The organism is Anaerolineales bacterium (assembly GCA_025808555.1).
In the GTDB taxonomy this organism is placed as follows: Bacteria; Chloroflexota; Anaerolineae; order Anaerolineales; family UBA11579; genus JAMCZK01.
Window position 1 is genome coordinate 144,122 of sequence record CP075526.1, and the last position, 22,408, is coordinate 166,529.

General features: G+C 61.1%; 37 protein-coding genes. All 37 read right to left on the reverse strand.

The annotated features are described in order from the left end of the window. Positions 1–100: 100 nt before the first annotated feature. Entirely contained in the window at positions 101–1,165 is a 1,065-nt protein-coding gene (gene mazG / locus KIT08_00755) for a nucleoside triphosphate pyrophosphohydrolase (protein UYN89786.1), read from the reverse strand. A 221-nt stretch (positions 1,166–1,386) separates the two neighbouring features. Continuing rightward, a complete protein-coding gene (gene rpsI / locus KIT08_00760) occupies positions 1,387–1,779 on the reverse strand; it encodes a 30S ribosomal protein S9 (GenBank protein ID UYN89787.1) in 393 nt (130 codons plus the stop codon). A gap of 12 nt (positions 1,780–1,791) precedes the next feature. Then, entirely contained in the window at positions 1,792–2,229 is a 438-nt protein-coding gene (rplM, locus tag KIT08_00765; GenBank protein ID UYN89788.1) for a 50S ribosomal protein L13, read from the reverse strand. Between the two features lie 83 nt (positions 2,230–2,312). Continuing rightward, a complete protein-coding gene (gene truA, locus KIT08_00770; GenBank protein UYN89789.1) occupies positions 2,313–2,990 on the reverse strand; it encodes a tRNA pseudouridine(38-40) synthase TruA in 678 nt (225 codons plus the stop codon). 107 nt (positions 2,991–3,097) lie between these two features. Further along, positions 3,098–3,475, reverse strand: coding sequence for a 50S ribosomal protein L17 (gene rplQ / locus KIT08_00775; protein UYN89790.1), 378 nt, complete (start codon positions 3,473–3,475; stop codon positions 3,098–3,100). A 3-nt stretch (positions 3,476–3,478) separates the two neighbouring features. Next, entirely contained in the window at positions 3,479–4,468 is a 990-nt protein-coding gene (locus KIT08_00780) for a DNA-directed RNA polymerase subunit alpha (protein ID UYN90769.1), read from the reverse strand. Positions 4,469–4,588: 120 nt separating this feature from the next. Next, positions 4,589–5,041: a 30S ribosomal protein S11 gene (gene rpsK / locus KIT08_00785; protein ID UYN89791.1), complete on the reverse strand. Its 453-nt coding sequence runs from the start codon at positions 5,039–5,041 to the stop codon at positions 4,589–4,591. Positions 5,042–5,062: 21 nt separating this feature from the next. Continuing rightward, entirely contained in the window at positions 5,063–5,452 is a 390-nt protein-coding gene (gene rpsM, locus KIT08_00790) for a 30S ribosomal protein S13 (GenBank protein UYN89792.1), read from the reverse strand. A gap of 8 nt (positions 5,453–5,460) precedes the next feature. Then, positions 5,461–5,574 (reverse strand): 50S ribosomal protein L36, encoded by a 114-nt coding sequence (gene rpmJ, locus KIT08_00795; protein ID UYN89793.1) that lies wholly within the window; start codon positions 5,572–5,574, stop codon positions 5,461–5,463. A gap of 111 nt (positions 5,575–5,685) precedes the next feature. Further along, the gene (gene map, locus KIT08_00800) at positions 5,686–6,456 is read right to left on the reverse strand and encodes a type I methionyl aminopeptidase (GenBank protein ID UYN89794.1); all 771 of its coding nucleotides are present in this window, start codon (positions 6,454–6,456) and stop codon (positions 5,686–5,688) included. Continuing rightward, a complete protein-coding gene (locus KIT08_00805; GenBank protein ID UYN89795.1) occupies positions 6,453–7,112 on the reverse strand; it encodes an adenylate kinase in 660 nt (219 codons plus the stop codon). Before KIT08_00805 ends, map begins: the two co-directional genes overlap by 4 nt. A 20-nt stretch (positions 7,113–7,132) precedes the next feature. Further along, positions 7,133–8,476, reverse strand: a complete 1,344-nt coding sequence (gene secY, locus KIT08_00810) for a preprotein translocase subunit SecY (protein UYN89796.1) — start codon at positions 8,474–8,476, stop codon at positions 7,133–7,135. Beyond that, on the reverse strand, positions 8,473–8,946 hold the full coding sequence (rplO, locus tag KIT08_00815; GenBank protein ID UYN89797.1) for a 50S ribosomal protein L15: 474 nt from the start codon (positions 8,944–8,946) through the stop codon (positions 8,473–8,475). The genes secY and rplO overlap by 4 nt, the downstream gene beginning before the upstream one ends. 3 nt (positions 8,947–8,949) lie before the next feature. Next, complete coding sequence (gene rpmD / locus KIT08_00820) at positions 8,950–9,147, reverse strand: 50S ribosomal protein L30 (GenBank protein UYN89798.1); 198 nt, start codon at positions 9,145–9,147, stop codon at positions 8,950–8,952. After that, a complete protein-coding gene (gene rpsE / locus KIT08_00825; GenBank protein ID UYN89799.1) occupies positions 9,137–9,712 on the reverse strand; it encodes a 30S ribosomal protein S5 in 576 nt (191 codons plus the stop codon). The genes rpmD and rpsE overlap by 11 nt, the downstream gene beginning before the upstream one ends. Before the next feature lie 42 nt (positions 9,713–9,754). Continuing rightward, positions 9,755–10,120, reverse strand: a complete 366-nt coding sequence (rplR, locus tag KIT08_00830; protein UYN89800.1) for a 50S ribosomal protein L18 — start codon at positions 10,118–10,120, stop codon at positions 9,755–9,757. 15 nt (positions 10,121–10,135) lie between these two features. Further along, entirely contained in the window at positions 10,136–10,684 is a 549-nt protein-coding gene (gene rplF, locus KIT08_00835; protein ID UYN89801.1) for a 50S ribosomal protein L6, read from the reverse strand. Positions 10,685–10,709: 25 nt separating this feature from the next. Next, complete coding sequence (gene rpsH, locus KIT08_00840; GenBank protein UYN89802.1) at positions 10,710–11,117, reverse strand: 30S ribosomal protein S8; 408 nt, start codon at positions 11,115–11,117, stop codon at positions 10,710–10,712. A gap of 16 nt (positions 11,118–11,133) precedes the next feature. After that, positions 11,134–11,316 (reverse strand): type Z 30S ribosomal protein S14, encoded by a 183-nt coding sequence (locus tag KIT08_00845; GenBank protein UYN89803.1) that lies wholly within the window; start codon positions 11,314–11,316, stop codon positions 11,134–11,136. A gap of 3 nt (positions 11,317–11,319) precedes the next feature. Then, complete coding sequence (gene rplE, locus KIT08_00850; GenBank protein ID UYN89804.1) at positions 11,320–11,868, reverse strand: 50S ribosomal protein L5; 549 nt, start codon at positions 11,866–11,868, stop codon at positions 11,320–11,322. 36 nt (positions 11,869–11,904) lie between these two features. Beyond that, a complete protein-coding gene (gene rplX / locus KIT08_00855; protein ID UYN90770.1) occupies positions 11,905–12,237 on the reverse strand; it encodes a 50S ribosomal protein L24 in 333 nt (110 codons plus the stop codon). Between the two features lie 15 nt (positions 12,238–12,252). Next, positions 12,253–12,624: a 50S ribosomal protein L14 gene (gene rplN / locus KIT08_00860; protein ID UYN89805.1), complete on the reverse strand. Its 372-nt coding sequence runs from the start codon at positions 12,622–12,624 to the stop codon at positions 12,253–12,255. Then, positions 12,624–12,884 carry a 30S ribosomal protein S17 gene (rpsQ, locus tag KIT08_00865; protein UYN89806.1) on the reverse strand — a complete coding sequence of 87 codons (261 nt, stop codon included), beginning with the start codon at positions 12,882–12,884 and terminating at the stop codon, positions 12,624–12,626. Before rpsQ ends, rplN begins: the two co-directional genes overlap by 1 nt. Then, positions 12,881–13,147, reverse strand: coding sequence for a 50S ribosomal protein L29 (gene rpmC / locus KIT08_00870; GenBank protein UYN89807.1), 267 nt, complete (start codon positions 13,145–13,147; stop codon positions 12,881–12,883). Before rpmC ends, rpsQ begins: the two co-directional genes overlap by 4 nt. Before the next feature lie 5 nt (positions 13,148–13,152). After that, positions 13,153–13,575, reverse strand: a complete 423-nt coding sequence (rplP, locus tag KIT08_00875) for a 50S ribosomal protein L16 (GenBank protein UYN89808.1) — start codon at positions 13,573–13,575, stop codon at positions 13,153–13,155. A gap of 27 nt (positions 13,576–13,602) precedes the next feature. After that, positions 13,603–14,280 carry a 30S ribosomal protein S3 gene (gene rpsC, locus KIT08_00880; protein ID UYN89809.1) on the reverse strand — a complete coding sequence of 226 codons (678 nt, stop codon included), beginning with the start codon at positions 14,278–14,280 and terminating at the stop codon, positions 13,603–13,605. A 9-nt stretch (positions 14,281–14,289) separates the two neighbouring features. After that, positions 14,290–14,688: a 50S ribosomal protein L22 gene (gene rplV / locus KIT08_00885; protein ID UYN89810.1), complete on the reverse strand. Its 399-nt coding sequence runs from the start codon at positions 14,686–14,688 to the stop codon at positions 14,290–14,292. An 8-nt stretch (positions 14,689–14,696) separates the two neighbouring features. Beyond that, positions 14,697–14,978 (reverse strand): 30S ribosomal protein S19, encoded by a 282-nt coding sequence (rpsS, locus tag KIT08_00890; protein UYN89811.1) that lies wholly within the window; start codon positions 14,976–14,978, stop codon positions 14,697–14,699. A 23-nt stretch (positions 14,979–15,001) separates the two neighbouring features. Continuing rightward, complete coding sequence (gene rplB / locus KIT08_00895; protein ID UYN89812.1) at positions 15,002–15,841, reverse strand: 50S ribosomal protein L2; 840 nt, start codon at positions 15,839–15,841, stop codon at positions 15,002–15,004. Then, positions 15,841–16,143, reverse strand: a complete 303-nt coding sequence (gene rplW, locus KIT08_00900) for a 50S ribosomal protein L23 (protein ID UYN89813.1) — start codon at positions 16,141–16,143, stop codon at positions 15,841–15,843. The genes rplB and rplW overlap by 1 nt, the downstream gene beginning before the upstream one ends. Before the next feature lie 18 nt (positions 16,144–16,161). Then, complete coding sequence (rplD, locus tag KIT08_00905) at positions 16,162–16,794, reverse strand: 50S ribosomal protein L4 (protein UYN89814.1); 633 nt, start codon at positions 16,792–16,794, stop codon at positions 16,162–16,164. A gap of 18 nt (positions 16,795–16,812) precedes the next feature. Further along, the gene (gene rplC / locus KIT08_00910) at positions 16,813–17,442 is read right to left on the reverse strand and encodes a 50S ribosomal protein L3 (GenBank protein ID UYN89815.1); all 630 of its coding nucleotides are present in this window, start codon (positions 17,440–17,442) and stop codon (positions 16,813–16,815) included. Positions 17,443–17,668: 226 nt separating this feature from the next. Then, the gene (gene rpsJ / locus KIT08_00915) at positions 17,669–17,983 is read right to left on the reverse strand and encodes a 30S ribosomal protein S10 (protein UYN89816.1); all 315 of its coding nucleotides are present in this window, start codon (positions 17,981–17,983) and stop codon (positions 17,669–17,671) included. Positions 17,984–17,990: 7 nt separating this feature from the next. Next, complete coding sequence (gene tuf / locus KIT08_00920) at positions 17,991–19,193, reverse strand: elongation factor Tu (GenBank protein ID UYN89817.1); 1,203 nt, start codon at positions 19,191–19,193, stop codon at positions 17,991–17,993. Positions 19,194–19,226: 33 nt separating this feature from the next. Continuing rightward, positions 19,227–21,296: an elongation factor G gene (gene fusA, locus KIT08_00925; protein ID UYN89818.1), complete on the reverse strand. Its 2,070-nt coding sequence runs from the start codon at positions 21,294–21,296 to the stop codon at positions 19,227–19,229. A gap of 23 nt (positions 21,297–21,319) precedes the next feature. Then, complete coding sequence (gene rpsG / locus KIT08_00930) at positions 21,320–21,790, reverse strand: 30S ribosomal protein S7 (protein ID UYN89819.1); 471 nt, start codon at positions 21,788–21,790, stop codon at positions 21,320–21,322. Positions 21,791–21,854: 64 nt separating this feature from the next. Further along, the gene (gene rpsL, locus KIT08_00935) at positions 21,855–22,280 is read right to left on the reverse strand and encodes a 30S ribosomal protein S12 (protein ID UYN89820.1); all 426 of its coding nucleotides are present in this window, start codon (positions 22,278–22,280) and stop codon (positions 21,855–21,857) included. Between the last annotated feature and the right edge of the window lie 128 nt (positions 22,281–22,408).

Consider the following 22,408-nt stretch of genomic DNA (forward strand, 5'->3'; position numbering starts at 1 on the left):
GAAGCAATCCCCCAAGCTTCTGAGAGAACAATCCTGGAGATTGCTTCGTTTTTCAGCGGCTGCGCCGCCTCACGTCCTCGCAATGACGGGCAACATGCTGCTATTGCCGCTTACTCTCCTCCCACAGCGCGTTCATCTCGTCCAGCGTTAGCGCGCTCAGCGGGCGCCTTTGCGCCCGCGCTCCGGCTTCCACAAACGCGAAGCGTTTGCGGAAGCGGGCATTGGCCGCCCGCAGGGCCGCCTCGGCATCGATCTTGAGCCAGCGCGATAAATTCACCAGCGCGAATAGGATGTCGCCGAACTCAGCTTCTTGTTCGGGGGAACCGGCCGCTTCAACGCGGAACTCCTGGATCTCCTCAGTTACATCACCCAGCACGCCTTCCAGGTTCGGCCACTCAAAGCCCACACGGGCAGCGCGGCTGGTGTAGGCCTCGGCCTGGCTGAGCGCAGGCAGGGCCGCCGACACACCATCCAGCAAGCCCTTCTCGGTCCCCTTTTCCTTGCGCTCGGCCGCCTTCAGGTTCTCCCAATTGGCGATGACCGCCTCGGCGTCACCCAGCTCCACATCACCGAACACGTGCGGGTGGCGGGCGATCAGCTTGGTGATGATGCCGTGCAGCACATCCGCCATACGGAACTCGCCGGCCTCGCTGGCGATCTGGGCGTGCAAAGCCACCTGCACCATCAGATCGCCGAATTCCTCCTGCATGGCCTTCGGGTCGTTGGCGTCCAGCGCGTCCACCACCTCATAGGTCTCTTCGATCAGATTGCGGCGCAGGCTCTGGTGGGTCTGCTCGCGGTCCCAAGGGCAGCCGTCGGGGGCCCGCAGGTGAGCGATCAACTCTTGGAATTCTTCGAGCGAGGTGTTGGGGCCGAGGGGCGGAATATACACGCTGGCTGGGTAGGCAGGCCGCACGCTGGCCAGCTCGGCCAGCGTGGTTGCCTGGCTGTCGAGTTGGAGCCTGTGCGCCGGCGGGTACACCAGTAGCATTAGCGCGTGCACCTTGGCCAACAGTTCAGCGGAGTCTATGCCATGGATCAAGGCGGGCATATGCGGCGGGAAAGTGGGATGGTATTGCGCGGCCATGGTCGGCGCATAGATAAGGCTTAGGTTTTGGGTCGTCGCGTCGGGTAGCTTAGCGAGCAGGGATGCAATATCAGTCATGGGCACGATGATACACCTACTATTCGCCTATCATTCCGAACGGGTTTATAAACCCACATCAGATCGCTGTATCCGGATTAGTGAGGAATCCTTGCTGGCATATCTTCCATGCAGCGCGTGGTCTGCCGAACAGCCAGCGAGGATCCCTCGCTGCGCTCGGGAAGCACAAGTGGCATAAAAAAACCGCTGCTTTCGCTGCGGTTTTTTGTTTGAGCTTGAAACTAGCGCTTCGTATAGGTCGGGGCCTTGCGAGCGCGCTTGAGGCCGGGTTTCTTGCGTTCCTTGGCACGCGCATCACGGCGCAGGTGCTGGTTCTTGGCCATGGCCGGGTGGTAATCCGGGTTCATCTTGACCAAAGCACGCGCCAGGCCCATGCGCACTGCGCCGGCCTGGCCGGTGCGGCCGCCGCCGCGCACGATCACGCTCACGTCCACGGTGCCGGCGGCAGTCGCGTCCTGCAGCACGCCCTGGATCAGGGCCGCATCACCAATACGCGGGAAGTATTCGTCCAACGGCTTGCCGTTGACCATGAAAGCTCCGGCGCCGCTCATCACGCGCACGCGGGCGCTGCTGGTCTTGCGGCGGCCAACGCCTTCGTAAAATTGTTCAGCCATAACTCTCCTACCTTACTTCACAGCCAGCGGCTGCGGTTTCTGGGCGGTGTGCGGGTGCTCACTGCCGGCGTAGATCTTCAGTTTCTTGATCAGCTGGCGACCCAGTCTGTTGTGCGGCAACATGCCCCACACCGCTTCCTGGATCACGCGGTCAGGGTGAGTCTCCAGCATGCGGCGCAGGCTGGTCTCCTTGAGGCCACCCTGGAAACCGCTATAGCGGTAATAGGTCTTGTCAGTCATCTTGGTGCCGGTCACCGTGATCTGGCCGCAGTTCAGCACGATCACTGCATCACCCAGGTCAACCCCGGGAGTGTACTCAGGGCGATGCTTGCCCAGCAGAACGGAAGCAATGCGGGAAGCCAGGCGGCCCAAATTCTGACCGGCGGCATCCACAATGTACCATTGGCCTTCAACATCACCCGCTTTGGGATAATAGCTTTTTTGTTGCATCCTAATCCTCAGTTCCTTATTTCATCTCGTAACTGCTTCAGCAGCAGCTTCCTGCATCGCCGGCGGCATGTGCTCCGCCTACGCTAATACTCTACCTTGGTCAGCGCCAACCCCTGCGGGGGCGCCAATTCTCGCACACGCTGCATAGCCTGCAACGCGGCTTTCACTGCATCTGGCTGAGCCAGGCCCTGCCCCACCTTCACTTGCAGGCCCACCATGCGGCGGACCATGTGATAGAGGAAGGCATTGCCAGTCACCTCGAAGACGAATTCGTCTCCGTCTGCCCGCCAAGCGGCGGCATGCACGCGCCGTACCGTGTGGCCACCCTTTTGCGGGGCGCTGCCGAAGGCGGCGAAGTCGTGCTCGCCACGCAACTGCCGGGCGGCGTGCTGCAGCCGCCGCAGTTGCGGCGCCGGCCACACCCGCCATGCAAGCCCCTCCCGAAGTGGGTCTCGCTGCGGTTGGCAGTAGATGCGGTAGCGGTAGCTGCGCTTGCGCGCATCATAGCGCGGGTGAAAATCACCCGCCGCCACGCTCACCGCATGCACGGCCACATCCGGCGGCAGCTTGGCATTAAGCGCCTTTTGCAAGCTCTCCGTGGAGTGTTTCCATTCCAGGTCAAAGGCAGCTACCTGGCCGCTGGCGTGCACGCCGGCGTCCGTGCGGCCGGCGATCAGTAGTGACCGCCCAGCCCAGCCAAGGGTGCGCAGGGCTTCTTCCAGCACGGCCTGTACGCTGCGGCCGCGAGCCTGGCGTTGCATTCCACTGAATGCGGCGCCATGGTAAGCCAGAATAACTTTGTAACGTTCTATCTCCACCTCAACAGGCTGGTGGATATGCATCGGCACAAATGCCGGACATAACGATCTTAGTCGACCAGCTCCAGCAGAACCATGGGAGCGCGGTCGCCCTCACGCTGGCCGAGCTTGGTCAGGCGGGTGTAACCGCCCTTGCGCTCGGTAAAACGGGGGGCAATATCGTCAAACAACTTCTTGACGATCTTGGCGTCGTTCAAGCGCGAGGCCGCCAGGCGGCGGGCATGCACCTTGGCCGAGGCAGCCTCAGCGGCGTTGCCCTTCTTGGCCAGGGTGATCAGGCGCTCGGCCTGGCCACGGATGGCCTCAGCCTTGGCGCGGGTGGTGGTGATGCGCTCGTGCTCGAACAGCTGCTTCACCAGGATGCGGCGCAGCGCGGTGCGGGCGCCGACATGGCGGCTGAGTTTCTTGCCTGCTACTTTGTGACGCATGCTCTATTCACCTTCTCCATCTGCAGCAGAGGGCGCCTTGGCGTCCTGGGGCATGTAGCCCTTCTCCTGCATTTTCTCTACCAATTCATCCATGCTCTTGTCGCCAAAGTTGCGGATCGACATCACCGCATCCAGGCCCTTGTCGAGCAGTTCCATCACCTCGCCCACGGTGGTGATGCCGGCGCGCTTCAGGGAGTTGAATACGCGCACCGAAAGATCGAGGTTCTCGATCGGGGTGTCATACACCTCGCTGGAGAGGCGGTTGTCGGTGACAACCTTCTCCGGCGCGGGGCTAAGGGCAATCTCCTTCACGCCGGCAATGTGGCGCAGGTGCTCGATCAAGATGCCGGCCGAGGTGCTCAGCGCCTCTTCAGGGCGCACCGTGCCATCGGTCCAGATTTCCATAATCAGCTTGTCATAGTTGGTGCTCTGGCCTACGCGGGCCTGGGTCACTTCCCAGTTCACGCGGCGCACCGGGGTGTAGATGGCGTCCACCGGCAGTTCGCCGATCGGCAGCTTGCCGGCTCGCTCGTTGGCTGGGGAGTAGCCACGGCCGCGCTCTACGGTCAGCTCGATCTGCAGCTTGGTCTTGCTGCTGTCCGAGGTGAACAGGTACAGGTCAGGATTGACGATCTCAACCTCGGCCGGCGCAATAATATCGGCGGCGGTCACGGTGCCCTCACCCTTCACTTCCAGGTGCATGCGGCTGGTCTCGCCCTCATGCAGTATCAGGCGCACCTGCTTGAGCTGCAGCATGATCTGGATGACATCCTCGCGGATGCCAGGGATCTGGCTGTACTCATGCTGGGCGTCCGTCACGCGGATGGAGGTGATGGCCGCACCCTCCAGCGAGGAGAGCAGCACACGGCGCAGCGAGTTGCCAAGCGTGTGTCCATAGCCGCGCTCCAGCGGGGCAATGGCAAACTTTCCATAATTACGAGCCTCCGCTTCACGCTCAATGCGGGGCGTCACCATATTGCTTAGTACGATCACAGTTTCATTCCTTCCCCAGCCAGGCGGCTGGCCCTGCAGCGCAGAGCTGACCACCGGGTGAGTTCTACGCAACCACCCGCATGCTGCGGGCTACCCGTTTACAACGGGGGCTGCGTTTGATTACATTCTGCGGCGTTTCGGAGGGCGGCAGCCGTTGTGCGGCAGCGGGGTCACATCCGAGATGGAGCGCACGCGCATGCCCATGGTCTGCACGGCGCGCACGGCCGATTCGCGGCCGGGGCCGGGGCCTTTCACATACAGCTCCACTTCCTGCATGCCCAGGTCCTGGGCAGCCTTGACGGCGCGCTCAGTCGCCAGGCGGGAGGCGAAGGGCGTGCTCTTGCGAGAGCCCTTGAAGCCCACCAGGCCAGCGCTGGCCCACGAGATGGTGTTGCCCTGTCCATCGGTCACAGTGACGATGGTGTTGTTGAACGAAGCGAAAATATGGATCTGGCCGGTAAGAATGCTGGCGCGCTTGCCCTTCTTGGAAGATGAGCGAGCGGCGCGCTTCTCCTTGGACTCAGGGGCGGCGCCTTCAGTGGCCTGGGGGTTGGTGTCTTTTTCGTTAGCCATATTGGTTCACTCTCCTGGCGCTTACTTCTTGGTGGCGCCACGGCGGCGCCCACGGCCAGCCACGGTCTTGGCCGGGCCTTTGCGGGTACGGGAATTGGTACGGGTGCGCTGGCCGCGCACGGGCAGGCCGCGGCGGTGGCGCAGGCCACGGTAGCTGCCAATTTCCATCAGGCGCTTGATGTTCAGCTGCACCTCGCGGCGCAGGTCACCTTCCACCTTCAGGTTCTTGGTGATGTACTCACGCAACTTGCTGACATCGCCCTCGGAGAGGTCCTTCACGCGGGTGTCAGGATTGATTTCCAGCTCAGACAAAATGTGCTGAGACGTGTTGAGGCCGATGCCGTAAATATAGGTCAGCCCGTATTCAACGCGCTTGTCGCGCGGCAGATCTACGCCTTCAATGCGTGCCATCATTCACCTTAACCTTGTCGCTGCTTGTGTTTGGGGTTGCTGCAAATAACATACAGCTTGCCCTTGCGCTTCACAACCTTGCAGTTGCTGCAGCGTTTCTTGATTGATGCGGTTACTTTCATTGCAACTTACTCCTGCAGCCCAGCCTTTGGCCGCCTACACTGGCGGCGTGCGTCTGGGCGAACGCGTGATTATATCCTTGCTTTCCTCATCCGTCTAGCGTTGCTACCACGCTAAAGGGCGGTCAATACCAACGGACCATCCTCGGTCACGGCTACGCTGTGCTCAAAGTGAGCGGTCAGCGAGCCATCGGCGGAAACCACCGTCCACTGGTCCTTGAGGACCCGTGTGCGGTGCGTGCCCGCCAGCACCATCGGTTCCAGGGCGATGGTCATTCCCGGGCGCAGCAAGATGCCCTGGCCGCGCACCCCATAGTTGGGCACCTGTGGGCCTTCGTGCATCTTGCGCCCCACCCCGTGGCCTGTGTATTCGCGCGGTACATGGTAACCGTGCGCTTCCACATGCTCCTGCACCGCGGCCGACACATCCCCCACATGGTTGCCGGGCAGCATCTGGGCGATGCCTAAACGCAGAGATTCCTGCGTAACATCCATCAATTTCTGAGCCTCGGCTGAAACCTCGCCGACGCCCATGCTAAATGCGGAGTCGCCTACAAATCCTTCGTAGACGGTGCCGCAATCCACCGAGAGGAGGTCTCCCTCTCGCAATTCACGCTTGCCGGGCAGGCCGTGCACCAGCTCTTCGTTCACGCTGGTGTTCAGCGTGGCCGGGTATGGGTACGGCCCCGGGTAGTTGAGGAACGCCGGGGTTGCCCCATGGTCCCGGATCAGCTGCTCGGCGATCTTGTCGAGCTGGCCGGTGGTGATCCCCGGGCGCACATGCTTAGCCACCTCTGCCAGAGCCATGGCATTGATGTGCCCCGCCTTGCGCATCATCTCGAGCTCTGCCGGAGTTTTGAGCACAATGTTGCGCTCCCAACTCATTTGGCTTGCCCCGGCAGCGCCTTCAGCAGATCCTCGGTCACCTGAGCGATCTCCTGCGCCCCATTCACATCCACCAGGCGGCCTTCGCCACGGTAGTGCTCGATCAGGGGCGCGGTCTGCTCAAAGTAGACGCGGATGCGCTTTTCAACCGTTTCACGTTTGTCATCATCGCGCTGGTACAACTCCGAGCCGTCAATGTCGCAGACACCAGCGGTCTTCGGCGGGTTGGAGTTGGCGTTGTACACGTGGCCGTGGGCTCGGCACACCCAGCGGTCAGACAGCCTATCGATCAGCTCGGCCTCTTCCACCTGGATGTACGGCACCACGTCCACTTCGCCGCCAAACTCAGCCAGCATGCCGTTGAGGGCCTGCGCCTGCGCCGGCGTGCGTGGGAAGCCATCCAGAATGGCGCCGTTGGCGCAGTCTGGCTGCTTGAGCCGCTCGCGGATCATGGCGATGGTGACATCATCGGGCACCAGGTCGCCGCGCTTCAAAATGGCGTCAACCCGCTTGCCCAAGTCCGTTTGGTTTTTAATGTGCTCTCGGAACAGATCTCCAGAGGAGATATGCGCCAAGCCCATGGCCTTGGCCACGATGCCCGCCTGGGTGCCTTTTCCTGCACCCGGCGGCCCCAGCAACACAACATACACCGGCACTTAGCCCTCGCTAGCTTCGCTTACCGAACCAGCAGCGACTCTTCGTATCCGTGCAGCTTCAGCTCAGCATCAATGTTGAAGAAAGCTTCGCGGATCGTACCGACCATGATGAGCAGACCTGACGCGCTCACCAGGAACATGCCCTGCCCGCCCGTGGCCAGGAACGGCATGGCCAGGGTCATCAGGAAGGGCAGGATGGCGATAAGCCCCAGAAAGACCGCGCCGGGCAACGTGATGCGACGCAGCACAGACGTGAGATAGCGCTGGGTTGGAGCGCCGCGGTTAACGCCAGGGATCTGGGCGCCAACCCGCTTCAGGTTCTCGCCATAGTTTTGCTGGGCGAACAGCACGTCTGTATAGAAGAAGGCAAAGCCCACCACCATGATGAAATACATGGTCCAGTAGCCCGGGCCAGCCGGATTAAAGAACGTGGTCAGCGTGTTTGACACGCTGGCCACCCACGGCGTGGTGGAACTGGCGAAGAAGCTGGCCAAAATGGAGGGCAACTGTAGGATCGCCTGGGCGAAGATGAGCGGGATCATGCCGGACATGTTGACCATGAGCGGCAGGGTGCCTTTGACCGGCATGGACATGCGATTGCCCATGCGGCGGCCAGGGTACATCACCGGCACATTGCGGCGGCCCTGCTGCACATACACGATCACGAAGATGGTGACCACCATGATGAGCAGGATCACCAGCACGGAGATCCAGCCTGCGGCCTGATTCTGCAGCAGCGAGGCAAAGTTGCCCGGAATGCGTGAGATGATGCCGGCGAAGATGATGAGCGAGAGGCCCTGGTTACGGATACCGTACTCAGAGATCAGCTCGCCCAGCCAGATGGCGAACATGGTGCCGGCCGTCATGCTGATGATGATGGTGATGGAGCGCAACAGCTGGCCCTCGCCAAAGCCGAAGCCCTGGATGACCGCCCCACCCGCCAGGGTGGAGAAGATGTTGATCTGGCCGACCGCGCTCAGGATCGCCATAGGCACCGCCAGATAGTAGGTCCAGCGCTCCATGAACTTGCGGCCCTCACGCGGATCCTCTTCCATGCGCTTCTGCAGCGAAGGGATGAGGGGCATGAGCAGCTGCAGAATGATCTGCGCAGTAATGTACGGGTACACGCCCATCGCCAGCACGGAGAACTGCAGCAACGTACCGCCGGAGATGAGGTCGATCAGACCCACCAGCGTGCTGCCCGCCCCACCCTGCGCCATGAACTGAGAGATCAGATCGCGGTCTACGCCGGGCACGGGGATGTGCGACACAAAGCGATACAGGATCAGGATCGCCAGCGTGATCAGCAGCTTGCGGCGAATATCTGGAGCGGTCCAGAGAAAACGCCAGGCGCCACGTTTCATTTAGCGGACTCCTCAGAACCCTTCATCGGCAAAATGGTGATGCTGCCGCCGGCCTTCTCGATCTTGGCCTTGGCCGAAGCCGTGGCGCGGTGCACGCTCACCTTGAGGGCAGCTTTCACTTCACCGCGGCCCAGCAGAACGATCGGGCGGTTGGTCTTGGGCAGCAAGCGGGCGGCGCGCAGTGTATCCGGCGTCACCTCGCTGTTGTCTTTGAAATTCGCCAGCTGGTCCAGGTTGATCTCGTTGTAGGTCACCTGGAACGGCTTGTTGAAACCGCGCTTGAACGGCAAGCGGCGGAAGAACGGCAGGTTGCCGCCCTGGTGGTACGGGCCAGCCCCACCACCGGTGCGCGCGCCCTGGCCCTTGGTGCCGCGGCCAGAGGTCTTGCCGCTGCCAGAGCCAGTGCCGCGGCCCACACGGGTGCGGCGAGTGATCTTGCCCGGGTTGGGCTTAAGTTCATGAAGCTTCATTGCTTACGCCTCTTCCACTTTCAATAAATGCGTAACGCTTTTCACCATGCCGCGCACGGTGGCGTTATCCTCAGCCAGCACGCTCTGGTGCATCTTGCGCAGGCCCAGGGCCTTCACGGTGCGCTTGTGGCGCTCGGTGGCCCCGATCGGGCTGCGCACCAGCGTGATCTTGATCTTCTTGCCAGTGCCTTTAGCTGCCATTCTTCTTGCCTCGGTCCCAGAAGGGCTTGAGCTCCTTCACGTCCTTGCCGCGCATGCGAGCCTGCTCATCAACAGACTTGAGCTGGTCCAGCGCGTCCAGGGTGGCCATGACCACGTTGTGAATGTTGCCGCTGCCCATTGATTTGGTCAGAATGTCACGCACGCCCACGGCCTGCATCACGGCGCGCACACCGCCGCCGGCGATAACACCGGTACCCGGCGAGGCGGGCTTGAGCAGCACCACCGAGCCGCCCACGCGGCCGATGACTGCATGCGGAATGGTGCCGCCGTACACGTTCATGCGGCGCAGTTGCTTGCGAGCACGCGTGGTGGCCTTGCGGATCGCTTCGGGCACGGTGGTAGCCTTGCCCACGCCGGCGGCCACCTGGCCGCTGTGGTCACCCACAACCACGGTCACGCGGAAGGCGAAGCGGCGGCCGCCTTGCACCACTTTGGATACACGGCGGATCTCAATGGTCTTCTCTTCAAGCTCGAAGCCTGCCTCGTACGAGGCCGGAGCTTCGCTCTTGCGATCCTTTTTGGTTCGTTGTTTCGTATCAGCCATAGGTTTCTCTCCTACTTGAATTTTTGTTTTGCGTAAGCAAAACTAAAATTCAAGACCTTCCTTGCGGGCGCCATCGGCCAGGGCCTTGATGCGGCCCGCATAGCGGAAGCCGCCGCGGTCCATCACCACTTGCTTGATGCCTTTGGCGACCGCGCGCTTGGCCACCGCCTCGCCTACCAGGCGAGCCTGTTCAGTCTTGTTCTTGCCCTTCAGCGTGCCGCGCAGCTCGCCATCGATGCTGGAGGCCGACAACAGCGTGTGGCCGGCCACATCATCGATCAGCTGAACGTAGATGCCGCTCAGGCTGCGGAAAACGTTGAGGCGCGGGCGGGCGGCCGTGCCGCTGATCTTGCCGCGTACACGCTTGTGCCGCTTCTGACGGGATTGTGCTCGTGTTTTAGTAGCCATATCTCAATCTCAACCTTATCCGGAGGCAGCCTTAGCAGCCTTACCAGCCTTGAGGCGGACAAACTCGCCCTGGTAACGAATACCCTTGCCCTTGTACGGCTCGGGCGGACGCACCTTGCGGATGCGGGCGGCAGTCTCACCCACCAGCACCTTGTCGTGCCCGCTCACAATGATTTGGCCGCCTTCCGCCGTGGCGTAGGAGATGCCCGCAGGCGGCTCCACTTCCACCGGGTTGGAATAGCCAACATGCAAAACCAGGTTCTTGCCCTTCACTTCGGCGCGGTAGCCCACGCCCTGCACTTCCAGCGTCTTGCTAAAGCCGGAGCTGGTGCCCAACACCATGTTGCTCACCACCGCGCGGGCGGTGCCATGGATGCTGCGGCCGAACTTCTCCTCGCTGTTGCGCTTGACGTGCAGGTTGCTGCCTTCCTTCTCAAAGCTGATCTCAGCCGGGAAGGTATGCGAAAGCTCGCCCTTGGGGCCTTTTACTTTTATTGTTGAGCCATTGATGCTCACTTCCACACCGGAAGGGATCTCAATTGGCAAACGTCCTACTCTAGACACGTATAAACCTCCAAACCTGCGAGCCTTACCAAACCTTGCACAGGATCTCGCCACCCACGCCCATCTGGCGGGCGCGGCGGCCGCTCATCACGCCCTTGGGCGTGGAGAGGATGGCCGTACCCAGGCCAGACAGCACCCAGGGGATCTCGCTGCGCTTGGCATAGATGCGGCGGCCAGGGCTGCTGACGCGCTCCAGGCCGGAAATGACAGGGCGGCGTTCACGGCGCTCACCCACATACTTCAACTGGATGCGCAGCACCTTGAACGGGCCGTCTTCTACAATTTCAAAGTCCTCAATGAAACCTTCTTCTTTGAGGATGCCCGCAATGGCCGCCTTCAGGCGGGAGCTGGGCATGCCCACCAGGGCATGGCCGGCCATCACGCCGTTGCGGATGCGGGTGAGCATATCGGAGATCGGGTCAGTCATTGCCATGATCGTTCCTCCGCGCCTACCAAGACGCTTTCACCACGCCGGGGATCTTGCCTTCCAGTGCAAACTGGCGGAAGCAAATGCGGCACAAACCAAAACGGCGCATATAGCCACGCGGGCGGCCGCACACTTTGCAGCGGTTGCGCACCTGGTTGGCAAACTTACGGCGAGTTTCGCGCGTAATGATCGATTTTTTGGCCATTGTCTAGCCTTCCTTCTTGAAGGGCATGCCCATCAACTGCAGCAGAGCGCGGCCTTCGTCGTCGTTACGGGCGCTGGTGACGATGGTCACTTCCAGGCCGCGCACTTGTTCAATGTTGTCGTACTGGATCTCAGGGAAGATCAGCTGCTCCGTGAGGCCCAGGGTGTAGTTGCCGCGGCCGTCAAACGCGTCCGCAGACACCCCGCGGAAGTCACGCATGCGCGGCAGGGCAATGTTCACCAGGCGGTCGTAGAACGACCACATGCGGTCGCCGCGCAGGGTGACCTTGGCGCCAATGGCGCGGCCGGCGCGCAGGGCAAAGTTGGCAATGTCCTTGCGAGCCTTGGTCACCAGCGGCCTCTGCCCGGTGATGATGGTGAGGTCGTTCACCGCCCCATCCAGCGCCTTGGAATCGTCCTTGGATTTGCCCAGGCCGATGTTCAAGACGATCTTCTCAATGCGCGGCACTTGCATCACGTTGGCCAAGCCTAGCGCCTTCAACAGGGCCGGGCTGACCTCTTTCGTGTACCGCTCTTTCAAATAATGAGCCATTCAGTTACTCCTAGATCAAACTATGCCCTGTTGGGCTTAGTCGATATCCTTGCCGCAGTTCTTGCACACGCGGTGGGCCACGCCCTTGTCATCACGCTTGAAACCTACCCGGGCCGGCTTGCTGCAGGCCGGGCACACCAGCATCACGTTGGAGATGGAGAGCGGACCCTCGAACTCCACGATGCTGGCTGGCACCTGGCGCCCGCCCTGTTGGGTGGCGCGCTGGTGGCGCTTGCGAATGTTGACGCCCTGGACGACCAGACGGTTGGTCCTGGGCAACACGCGAATCACTTCGGCGCGCTTGCCCTTGTCAACCTCTTTGCCGGTTACCACTTCCACCGTATCGCCCTTGCGAATTTTCAGCTTAATCTTCACGCTGTTCTCCTACAAAACTTCAGGCGCCAGGGAAACAATGCGCATGAAGCCCTTATCGCGTAATTCACGGGCAACCGGCCCGAAGATGCGGGTGCCCTTGGGATTGGTGGTGCTACCTTCCAGGATCACGGCGGCGTTGTCGTCAAAGCGAATGTAGGAGCCGTCTTCACGGCGCCATTCCTTGGAGATGCGCACGATCACGGCGCGCACCACTTCACTTTTCTTCACTGCCCCGGCCGGGATGGCGCTCTTCACCGTGCCTACCACAATGTCGCCAATGCTGGCGTAGCGACGGCGGGTGCCGCCGACAACGTGAATCACAAGCAGCTCACGCGCGCCGGTGTTATCGGCCACGCTCAGCCGAGTTTCGTGCTGGATCATTACACAACCTCTTCTTTGACCGAGCTGTTGATGATCTCTACCACCACCCAGCGCTTGGTCTTGGAGATCGGGCGGCTTTCAATGACGCGCACGGTATCGCCGATCTTGCAGCCCAGTTCATCATGGGCTACCAGCTTGTGCTGGGCTTCCACCACTTTGCCGTACACGGGGTGGCGGAAACTGCGGGTTGTGCGTACGACCACGGTCTTCTGCATCTTGTTGCTGGTCACTACGCCTTCAATTTGGCGGCGCTTGTTCATGCTTCACCTTCTGTCTTCTCCCCGGCGCTCTTGGCGGCGGAGTTCGTAGCGGCTATAGCCGCTACGCCGCCCTTTTCCTTCAAGATCGTCATCAGTTGGGCGATCTTGCGGCGATGGGCACGCGGTGCGTTTTGGTCCTTCAGCTCGCCGGTAGCTTTCTGGAAGCGCATGCGCATTAATTGCTCACGGGCTTCGTCGATCTGCTCGACGATCTGCTGGTTGCTCAGTTTGCGCAGCTCGGCTGCTTTGGTCGCTTTAGCCATCTCGGTTACTCGCTCAGAAATTCAATGCGCTTGATGATCTTGGTGCGGATCGGCAGCTTGGCTGCCGCCAGCTCCAGGGCGCGGGTGGCCACCTCGGGCGGCATACCGGCTACCTCGAACAACACCGTGCCAGGGCGCACAACCGCAGCGTAGAACTCCACACTGCCCTTGCCCTTACCCATGCGGGTTTCGGCGGCGCGCTTGGTGATCGGCTTGTCCGGGAACACACGGATCCACACCTTACCGCGGCGGCGAGCCTCACGCACAATGGCGCGGCGGCAGGCTTCCAGCTGGCGGCCAGAGATCCAATGCGGCTCCAGCGCCTGCAGGCCATACTCGCCAAAATGCACGTCGGCGCCGCGGCTGGCTTTGCCACGCATGCGGCCACGGTGCATCTTGGGAAACTTGAAACGTTTTGGTTGCAACATGTTCTGTCCTAAGTCCTAACCGCCAGCCTATTCGCTGACGTACACGCCTTCGGTTGCCTCGGGCTCAGCTTCTGTCTCGGCTTTGCCTTCCCCGCGGTACACCCACACCTTGACGCCAATCGAGCTGTACTGCGTGTGAGCCTCAACTACTGCGTAATCAATATCGGCACGCAGGGTGTGCAGAGGCACACGGCCTTCGCGCATCCAAACACGGCGGGACATGTCCGAACCGCCCAAGCGGCCTGCCACCTCCACCTTGATGCCGCCGGCGCCGGCCCGCATTGTCTGCTGCAGGGCGCGGTTGATGGCGCGGCGGTAGCTGATGCGGCGCTCCAGCTGGTCCGCAATGTTCACGGCGATCAGCCTGGCATCCAGATCGGGCTGCTTGATCTCTTTGATGTCCAGTTCGATCTTCATGCCCACCAGGGCTTCCAGCGATTTGCGCAATTCCTTGACGCTCTCGCCCTTCTTGCCGATCAAAATGCCCGGCTTGGCGGTGTGCACGGAGATCTTCACACTGCCCGGGAAGCGCTCAACCTCCACCTTGGAAATGCCGGCGCGCGGTGCTTTGTTCTGCACCATCTTGCGAATGGCAAAATCCTGGTGCAGGCGGTCTACATAGTCTTTGCCCTCGGCAAACCAGCGGCCGTCCCAGGTCTTATTAATCTTGAGGCGAAAGCCTCGCGGATCTACTTTACGACCCATCTACGTCTCCTACTTCTCGGCCTTGGCCGCAGGTTGCTTGGCGGCCGGGGCGGTGGTCTGCGCGGCGGCCACTGCGCGCTGGCGCAGCGTGACCGTCACGTGAGAGGTGCGGCGGAACACGGGCTTGAAGCGGCCGCGGGCACCAAAGCGGCGCCATTTGCGGGTCGGCGCCTCGTCAGCGCTGATCGCATGCACATACAGCTCCTCGATCGCCACGCCCTGGTTCTTGGCGGCGTTGGCAACGGCCGATTTCACCAGCTTCAAGAGCGGCTGGGCCGCCTTGCTGGGGGTGAAGGTGAGGATGTTGACGGCCTGCTGGGCGCTCTTGCCGCGCACCAGGTCCACCACCAGACGCATCTTCTGCGCTGAGACGGAGGTATTGCTCAGGGTTGCTTGAAAGTCAGCCATGCCTTACCTTACTTTCCTGAATCCGAGGCTTTCTCATTAACGTGGCCGCGGAAGGTGCGCGTAGGCGCAAATTCACCCAGGCGGTGCCCCACCATGTTCTCAGTGATATAGATCGGCACATGGCGGCGGCCGTCATGCACCGCAATGGTGTGACCCACCATTTGCGGGAAGATCTGGCTGGCGCGGCTCCAGGTGCGGATTACTTTCTTCTCTTTGCGCTCGTTCATGGCCTCGATCTTCTTTAGAAGCTTCGGCTCAACAAACGGCCCTTTTTTTAGTGAACGTCCCATATCAAAAATCTCCAGCCGTTAGCTTAGCGGCGCTTGCTCTTGGCGCGGCCACGTAGAATGAACTTGTCCGTGCGCTTGTTGCGACGGGTCTTCTTGCCCAGGGTGGGCTTACCCCACGGGCTCTTGGGGCCGGGCATACCGATCGGTTGGCGGCCTTCGCCACCACCGTGGGGATGGTCACGCGGGGTCATGGCAGAGCCACGCACCGTCGGGCGAATGCCACGATGGCGCTTGCGGCCAGCCTTGCCCAGCTTGACGTTGCCATGGTCCACGTTGCCCAGCTGGCCAATCGTGGCATAGCAGTTCTGCCCCACCAGGCGCACTTCGCCCGAGGGCATGCGGATCTGGGCATACTCGCCTTCTTTGGCGGCGATCTGCGCGCCAGAGCCGGCCGAGCGAACCATCTGGCCGCCCTTGCCCTCTTTGATCTCAATGTTGTGCACGATCGTGCCGGTGGGAATGTTGGCCAGCGGCAGGGCATTGCCCACGCGGATGTCGGCGTTAGGCCCGGTCACCACGCTGTCGCCCGTCTTCAGGCCCAGCGGCGCCAGGATGTAGCGCTTCTCGCCATCGGCATAGTGCAGCAGCGCCAGGTAGGCCGTGCGGTTCGGGTCGTACTCGATACCGGCCACCTTGGCGGGGATGTCGTGCTTGTCGCGGCGAAAGTCCACAATGCGCAGGCGCTGGCGATGTCCGCCGCCGCGGTGGCGCACGGTGATCTTGCCGCGCACGTTGCGGCCGCCGCTCTTGGTCTTCTTGGCCAGCAGCGAGCGCTCAGGCTTTGACTTGGTTATCTCGTCAAACGTGTAGCCACTCGCGCCACGGCGACCTGGGGTCGTAGGCTTGTAAGTTTTAACAGCCATTACTTCACACCTTCAAAAATATCGACGGACTCGCCAGGCATCAGCGTGACCAGGGCTTTCTTGTAGCCGCCCTTGCGAACGCGCATCTGGCGGTTGCGCGCGTGACGGCCACGCTTGGGAGCCACCTTGATGACGTTGACGCGCTGCACCTTGACCCCGAACACCAGCTCAATGGCGTCCTTGATCATGGCCTTGTTGGCGTCTTTGTGCACTTCAAACGTGATCTGGCGCAGCTTGCTGGTCTGATAGTTGGTCTTCTCAGTAACCAGCGGGCGAACCAGGATGTCGTAAACGGTAGTCATTTCAGCTCCTACTCCGCCTTATTCCAGCGCACTTTCGATGGCCTTGATGGCATCCAGCGGCAGGATGAGCTTGTCGTAACCCAGCAGGTCACGGATGTTCAAGTAGTTCGCCAGCAGGGTCTTGCAGCTCTCTAGGTTGCGGCTGGAGCGAACCACACGGGTGTAATTCTCATCCTTGGCCGGCATCACTAGCAACACACTGCCTTCGCCCACCAGCTTGTTAAGGGATTCGGCCACCAGCTTGGTCTTGGGCTCGTCCCAGTTCAAGTTTTCTACCAGCACGATGCCCTGGTCAGCCGCCTTGGAGGACAAGGCCGAGCGCAGCGCAGCCTTGCGCATCTTCTGCGGCATGTCCTGTTCAAAGCTCTTGGGGCGCGGGGTGTGCACCTTGCCGCCGCCCACCCACTGCGGCGAACGGATGGAGCCCTGGCGAGCGCGGCCGGTGCCCTTCTGCTTCCACGGCTTGCGGCCGCCGCCGCGCACTTCGGCGCGGTTCTTGGTCTTGCGGGTGCCCAGGTGCGCATTCGCCATCTGGCGCGTGTACGCCTGGTGCATCAGGTCCACATTGATCGGCGCTTCAAACACGCTGGCCGGCAGTTCAACCTGCTTGTCCAGCTTGGTGCCTTTGAGGGTATATACGTCGAGTTTCATCTTCAATCTCTCGCAGGCTTACGCCTTGCGCGCCTCACGAATGGTCACAATCGCACCTTTGCCGCCGGAGACGGCACCATGCAGGCCGATCAGGTTCTTCTCGGTGTCCACAAAGGCCACCTTGAGGTTGAGCGTGGTCACTTGGCGCACACCCATGTGGCCGGGCAATTCCTTGCCCTTCCACACACGTCCGGGGTTGGTGCCGGAACCGATGGAGCCCACCGCGCGCTGGCGGTCAGATTGACCGTGCGACATAGGGCCACCACCATAACCATGGCGCTTCATCACACCCGCAAAGCCTTTACCCTTGCTGACGCTGGTGACATCTACAGTGTCGCCAACAGCAAAGCTATCCACCTTCACGGTGTCGCCTTCTTTAAGTTCCATCTGTTTGGTGCGGAATTCACGCAGGTAGCGCAAGGTTGGCGCCTTGACGCGGTTAAGGTGGCCCAACTGGCCACCGCTCAGGTGCTTCGCCTTCGTTTCGCCAAAGCCCAGCTGTACCGCGCTATAGCCCTCAACATCGGGGCGGCGGATCTGGGTGACAAAGCAAGGCCCAGCTTCGAGAAGCGTAACCGGCACAGCGCGGCCTTGCTCGTCGAAAATCTGGGTCATACCGATTTTCTTGCCAATAAGCCCTTTAAACATCTCAGTTTGTCTCCTACAAAATTTGGTTGGGACTGTCAGTCTGGGCTAGACCGCATCATCCCGCAGCAGCGTAGTCAGTTGCCGGCACGTGGGTGGCGCCTTGGGCCACCTCGGCTGGCAGCTCTTACACTGCCCCTACTCAAAACTTATGCCTGCCCGCTTTGCAGCGGGCAGGCCATTACACACAGCCTGTAACTATACCAAACAGTTGGCAATCCGTCCAGACTTAGATCTTGATCTCAATGTCCACGCCGGCCGGCAGGTTGAGGCGCATGAGCATATCAATGGTCTTGGAGTCGGGCTCCATCACATCGATGATGCGGTTGTGCGTGCGGATCTCAAAGTGCTCGTGCGAGTCCTTGTCGATGAACGGCGAGCGGCGCACGGTGAACAACTCACGCTTGGTGGGCAGAGGTACCGGCCCCACCACGCGGGCGCCCGTGCGCTCCGCCGTCTCGACGATGCGCTTGGCCGACTGATCGATCACGCGGTGATCGTAAGCCTTGAGACGAATACGAATTTTCTGCTTGGTAGTAGCCATCTATATCCTAGGACAAGATCTCGGTGATGACGCCAGCACCCACGGTGAGGCCGCCTTCACGAATGGCGAACTTGGAGCCCTGCTCCAAGGCCACCGGGGTCTGCAACTGCACCTGCAGGTTCACGTTGTCGCCCGGCATCACCATCTCCACACCGTCCGGCAGCGTCACTTCACCCGTCACATCCAACGTGCGAATGTAGAACTGCGGCTTGTAACCCGTGAAGAAGGCCTTGTGGCGACCGCCCTCTTCCTTCTTCAGCACGTACACTTCGCTCATGAACTTGGTGTGCGGCTTGATGCTGCCCGGCTTGGCCAATACCATGCCGCGCTCCACACCTTCACGGTCCACACCACGCAGCAGCAGGCCGGCGTTGTCACCCGCCATGCCCTCATCCAGCTGCTTGTGGAACATTTCAATACCGGTCACGACGGTGCTGCCCGGCTGCTCACGCAGGCCCACAATGTCCACCGCGTCGTTCAGCTTCACTACACCGCGGTCAATGCGGCCGGTCACTACGGTGCCACGACCCTTGATCGAGAACACGTCTTCGATCGACATCATGAACGGCTTGTCGGTCTCGCGGGTCGGCTCAGGAATGTACTCATCCACCACACGCAGCAGCTCACGGATGGGAGCATACTCTTCGGCGTCGGGGTCAGTGGAGGTGCTCTCCAGCGCCTTCAACGCAGAACCGCGCACGATCGGGGTCTCGCTGCCAGGGAAGCCCTGACTGGTGAGCAGCTCGCGCAGCTCCAGCTCGACCAGCTCCAGCAGTTCGGGGTCGTCCATCATGTCAACCTTGTTCAGGAAGATGACAATGCTGGGCACTTCCACCTGGCGAGCCAGCAGGACGTGCTCGCGGGTCTGGGGCATGGGGCCATCGGGGGCCGCTACCACCAGGATGGCGCCGTCCACCTGGGCTGCACCGGTGATCATGTTCTTGATGTAGTCGCGGTGACCCGGCATGTCCACGTGGGCGTAGTGACGCTTCTCGGTCTCATACTCCACGTGGGTGATGTTGATGGTGATACCGCGCTCGCGCTCTTCCGGCGCGTTGTCGATCTGGTCGTAGCCGCGGAACTCAGCCTTGCCCATCAGAGCCGCTACTTTGGTGATCGCCGCCGTCAAGGTCGTCTTGCCGTGGTCGATGTGTCCCATCGTTCCCACGTTCAAGTGCGCCTTGCTGCGATCAAACTTTGACTTCGCCATTTACTTTTCTCCTTGACTCTTTCTATATAAGTTCTAGTTGGCTTTGATCAGCTCTTCGGCCAGCTTCTCCGAGACCTGAGTGTAGTGATCGAATTCCATGGTGAAGGCGCCGCGGCCCTTGGTGGCCGAGCGCAGTTCCGTGGCGTAACCGAACATCTCCGAAAGCGGCATCATGGCGCGGATCGCCTGCACGCCACCCGGGCGCATGTCCATACCCTGGATCTCGCCACGGCGGGCGCTCAGCTGGCCCACGATATCGCCCAGGAACTCCTCGGGCACTGTAACTTCCACCTTCATGATCGGCTCCATCAGCACGGCTTTACCAATGCGCATGCCTTCCTTGAAAGCCATGGAGGCAGCCATCTTGAACGCCATTTCATTGGAGTCGACTTCGTGGAACGAACCGTCATACAGGGTTACCTTGACGTCAACAACCGGGTAGCCGCCCACAATGCCGGACTCAGCGGCTTCCATAACGCCCTTCTGTACAGCCGGGATGTATTCCTTGGGAATAGCACCACCCACGACCTTGTTCTCGAAGGTCACGCCCTTGCCGGGCTCATCCGGAGCCATTTCGAAGACCACATGGCCGTACTGGCCGCGGCCGCCGGACTGCTTGGCGTAGCGCATTTCGGCCTTCTTAACTTCGCGGGTCATCGTCTCACGATAGGCTACACGCGGGCGGCCTACGTTGGCCTGCACGCCGTATTCGCGCATCATGCGGTCCACCAGGATCTCCAGGTGGAGCTCACCCATGCCGGCGATAACCGTTTGGGCCGTCTCAGGGTCAGACTTGACGCGGAAAGTCGGGTCTTCTTCGGCCAGGCGGTGCAGAGCTTCGGCCATCTTGTCCTGGTCAACGGCGGTCTTGGGTTCCACCGCGATGGAGATCACCGGTTCGGGGAAGCTGATGGCTTCGAGCACGATCTGCTTGGTCTCGTCACACAGGGTGTCACCCGTGATGGAGTTCTTGAGGCCGAGCACGGCGCCAATGTCGCCGGCTTCCACCACATCGATCTCCTCACGGCGGTCAGCATACATACGGATCAAGCGGCCCACGCGTTCACGCTGGCGCTTGACCGGGTTATAGATGGAGCCACCCTTCTCCACCTTGCCGGAGTACACGCGGAAGTAGGCCAGGCGGCCCACATACGGGTCAGCCACGATCTTGAACACCAGCGCAGCGGCCGGCTCATCATTGGTGGCGTGACGCTCGATAACTTCCTCAGTGCGCGGGTCAATGCCCTTGACCGCCGGAACATCCAGCGGGGAAGGCAAGTAATCGATAACTGCGTCCAGCACGGCCTGCACACCACGGTTCTTTAAAGAAGAGCCGCAAAATACAGCATTGGCTTTGCCGGCGATGACGGCGCGGCGCAGGGCTGCCTTCATCTCGTCGATGCCGATCTCCTGGCCGTCCAGGTACTTGACGGTCAGCTCGTCGTCGGTTTCGGCGATGGCTTCCACCATGCGCTCGCGCTGCTCGGTGGCAGCCGCCACCAGGTCAGCCGGGATCTCGCCTTCGACCGGCTTGCTGCCGTCGTCGGTCCAGATGATCGATTTCATCGACAGCAGGTCAACCACGCCCTGGAAGCCGGATTCGGCGCCGATGGGCAGCTGCATGTTGATCGGGTTGGCGCCCAGGCGGGCGCGAATGCTCTCGACACTGCGCTCAAAAGAGGCGCCGATGCGGTCCATCTTGTTGATGAAGCAGATACGCGGCACGTTGTAGCGATCAGCCTGGCGCCACACGGTTTCAGACTGCGGCTCCACGCCCATCACGGCGTCAAACACAACCACACCGCCGTCCAGCACGCGCAGGGAGCGCTGCACTTCAGCGGTGAAGTCAATGTGACCCGGGGTGTCGATCACGTTGATGAGATGGCCCTTCCACTCGGCGGTCACTGCGGCCGATACGATCGTAATGCCGCGCTCGCGCTCCTGCTCCATCCAGTCGGTCACAGTGTTGCCTTCATCCACATCACCCAGGCGGTGCGTCTTGCCGGTGTAGAACAAGATACGCTCGGTGGTGGTGGTCTTACCAGCGTCAATGTGGGCAATAATGCCTATGTTTCTAAACTTCTCGAGTGGGTAATTAGCCATTCTTTTCCAAATGCTCCAACGAACTAAATGCGGTAATGGGAGAAGGCGCGGTTGGCCTCTGCCATTTTGTGGGTTTCTTCTTTTTTGCGTACCGAAGCGCCCTGCCCCTGTGCCGCCTCGCTCAGTTCGCCAGCCAGCTTCTCGGCGAACGATTTGCCGCCACGGCTGCGGGCCGAAGCCACGATCCAGCGAGCCGCCAGCGCAAAGGAGCGCGCGCTGTTCACTTCCATCGGCACCTGGTAAGTGGAGCCACCCACACGGCGAGGGCGCACTTCCATGCTGGGGCCAACGTTCTTCAGAGCGCTCTGGAAAACTTCCAGCGGGTTCTGCTTGGTCTTGGCCTCGATCAGCTCAAAAGCGTCATAGATCAAGCGGGTGGCGGTGCTCTTCTTGCCATCCAGCATCATGCGATTAATAAAAGCCTGCACCTCAGTGCTGTTGTAACGCACATCCGGGGTGCTAATGCGTTTGTCAGGGCGTCTGCGTCGTGCCATTTACTCTGTTCTCCACTTTAAATGCGGCAAGCTCATCAGTGAGCGAGCTCGCTCTATGAGCTACTTACGCGCCCGCCTTGGGGCGCTTGCTGCCATACTTGGAACGGGCTTGCTTGCGGTCATTGACACCGGTGGTGTCCAGCGTGCCGCGCACGATGTGATAGCGCACACCCGGCAGGTCCTTCACACGGCCGCCGCGCACCAAAACCACGGAGTGCTCCTGCAGCGTGTGGCCTTCACCCGGAATGTAGGCAGTGACTTCCATGCCGTTGCTCAGACGCACACGAGCGATCTTGCGCAAGGCAGAGTTAGGCTTCTTGGGGGTCATGGTGCGCACGACTGTGCAAACACCACGCTTCTGCGGCGCGCCCTTGGGCTGGCGGATGCGGCGTTGCTTGTACGTGTTCAGCACGTACTGCAGCGCAGGCGCCTTGGTTTTGCCGCGCTTGGTCTTGCGGCCCTTGCGAACTAGCTGATTGATTGTCGGCATTACTCCGTTCCTTCTATTCCTTCTTGCTTTACATGCACAGCAAGCAAACACTTGCTGTTGGTTAGGGCCGGGACCCTGGGTATTCCGTTGTGTGTACTGCCCCGGGCTGCTACCACCCGGCGCCGTAC

Bases quoted from the DNA above. Each gene is read 5' to 3' on its own strand.
- mazG (UYN89786.1), bottom strand. From the start codon at position 1,165: ATGACTGATATTGCATCCCTGCTCGCTAAGCTACCCGACGCGACGACC.
- rpsI (UYN89787.1), bottom strand. From the start codon at position 1,779: ATGGCTGAACAATTTTACGAAGGCGTTGGCCGCCGCAAGACCAGCAGC.
- rplM (UYN89788.1), bottom strand. From the start codon at position 2,229: ATGCAACAAAAAAGCTATTATCCCAAAGCGGGTGATGTTGAAGGCCAA.
- truA (UYN89789.1), bottom strand. From the start codon at position 2,990: ATGCAACGCCAGGCTCGCGGCCGCAGCGTACAGGCCGTGCTGGAAGAA.
- rplQ (UYN89790.1), bottom strand. From the start codon at position 3,475: ATGCGTCACAAAGTAGCAGGCAAGAAACTCAGCCGCCATGTCGGCGCC.
- rpsK (UYN89791.1), bottom strand. From the start codon at position 5,041: ATGGCTAACGAAAAAGACACCAACCCCCAGGCCACTGAAGGCGCCGCC.
- rpsM (UYN89792.1), bottom strand. From the start codon at position 5,452: ATGGCACGCATTGAAGGCGTAGATCTGCCGCGCGACAAGCGCGTTGAA.
- rpmJ (UYN89793.1), bottom strand. From the start codon at position 5,574: ATGAAAGTAACCGCATCAATCAAGAAACGCTGCAGCAACTGCAAGGTT.
- map (UYN89794.1), bottom strand. From the start codon at position 6,456: ATGAGTTGGGAGCGCAACATTGTGCTCAAAACTCCGGCAGAGCTCGAG.
- secY (UYN89796.1), bottom strand. From the start codon at position 8,476: ATGAAACGTGGCGCCTGGCGTTTTCTCTGGACCGCTCCAGATATTCGC.
- rplO (UYN89797.1), bottom strand. From the start codon at position 8,946: ATGAAGCTTCATGAACTTAAGCCCAACCCGGGCAAGATCACTCGCCGC.
- rpmD (UYN89798.1), bottom strand. From the start codon at position 9,147: ATGGCAGCTAAAGGCACTGGCAAGAAGATCAAGATCACGCTGGTGCGC.
- rpsE (UYN89799.1), bottom strand. From the start codon at position 9,712: ATGGCTGATACGAAACAACGAACCAAAAAGGATCGCAAGAGCGAAGCT.
- rplR (UYN89800.1), bottom strand. From the start codon at position 10,120: ATGGCTACTAAAACACGAGCACAATCCCGTCAGAAGCGGCACAAGCGT.
- rpsH (UYN89802.1), bottom strand. From the start codon at position 11,117: ATGGCAATGACTGACCCGATCTCCGATATGCTCACCCGCATCCGCAAC.
- KIT08_00845 (UYN89803.1), bottom strand. From the start codon at position 11,316: ATGGCCAAAAAATCGATCATTACGCGCGAAACTCGCCGTAAGTTTGCC.
- rplE (UYN89804.1), bottom strand. From the start codon at position 11,868: ATGGCTCATTATTTGAAAGAGCGGTACACGAAAGAGGTCAGCCCGGCC.
- rplN (UYN89805.1), bottom strand. From the start codon at position 12,624: ATGATCCAGCACGAAACTCGGCTGAGCGTGGCCGATAACACCGGCGCG.
- rpsQ (UYN89806.1), bottom strand. From the start codon at position 12,884: ATGAACAAGCGCCGCCAAATTGAAGGCGTAGTGACCAGCAACAAGATG.
- rpmC (UYN89807.1), bottom strand. From the start codon at position 13,147: ATGGCTAAAGCGACCAAAGCAGCCGAGCTGCGCAAACTGAGCAACCAG.
- rplP (UYN89808.1), bottom strand. From the start codon at position 13,575: ATGTTGCAACCAAAACGTTTCAAGTTTCCCAAGATGCACCGTGGCCGC.
- rpsC (UYN89809.1), bottom strand. From the start codon at position 14,280: ATGGGTCGTAAAGTAGATCCGCGAGGCTTTCGCCTCAAGATTAATAAG.
- rplV (UYN89810.1), bottom strand. From the start codon at position 14,688: ATGGCTGACTTTCAAGCAACCCTGAGCAATACCTCCGTCTCAGCGCAG.
- rpsS (UYN89811.1), bottom strand. From the start codon at position 14,978: ATGGGACGTTCACTAAAAAAAGGGCCGTTTGTTGAGCCGAAGCTTCTA.
- rplB (UYN89812.1), bottom strand. From the start codon at position 15,841: ATGGCTGTTAAAACTTACAAGCCTACGACCCCAGGTCGCCGTGGCGCG.
- rplW (UYN89813.1), bottom strand. From the start codon at position 16,143: ATGACTACCGTTTACGACATCCTGGTTCGCCCGCTGGTTACTGAGAAG.
- rplD (UYN89814.1), bottom strand. From the start codon at position 16,794: ATGAAACTCGACGTATATACCCTCAAAGGCACCAAGCTGGACAAGCAG.
- rplC (UYN89815.1), bottom strand. From the start codon at position 17,442: ATGTTTAAAGGGCTTATTGGCAAGAAAATCGGTATGACCCAGATTTTC.
- rpsJ (UYN89816.1), bottom strand. From the start codon at position 17,983: ATGGCTACTACCAAGCAGAAAATTCGTATTCGTCTCAAGGCTTACGAT.
- tuf (UYN89817.1), bottom strand. From the start codon at position 19,193: ATGGCGAAGTCAAAGTTTGATCGCAGCAAGGCGCACTTGAACGTGGGA.
- fusA (UYN89818.1), bottom strand. From the start codon at position 21,296: ATGGCTAATTACCCACTCGAGAAGTTTAGAAACATAGGCATTATTGCC.
- rpsG (UYN89819.1), bottom strand. From the start codon at position 21,790: ATGGCACGACGCAGACGCCCTGACAAACGCATTAGCACCCCGGATGTG.
- rpsL (UYN89820.1), bottom strand. From the start codon at position 22,280: ATGCCGACAATCAATCAGCTAGTTCGCAAGGGCCGCAAGACCAAGCGC.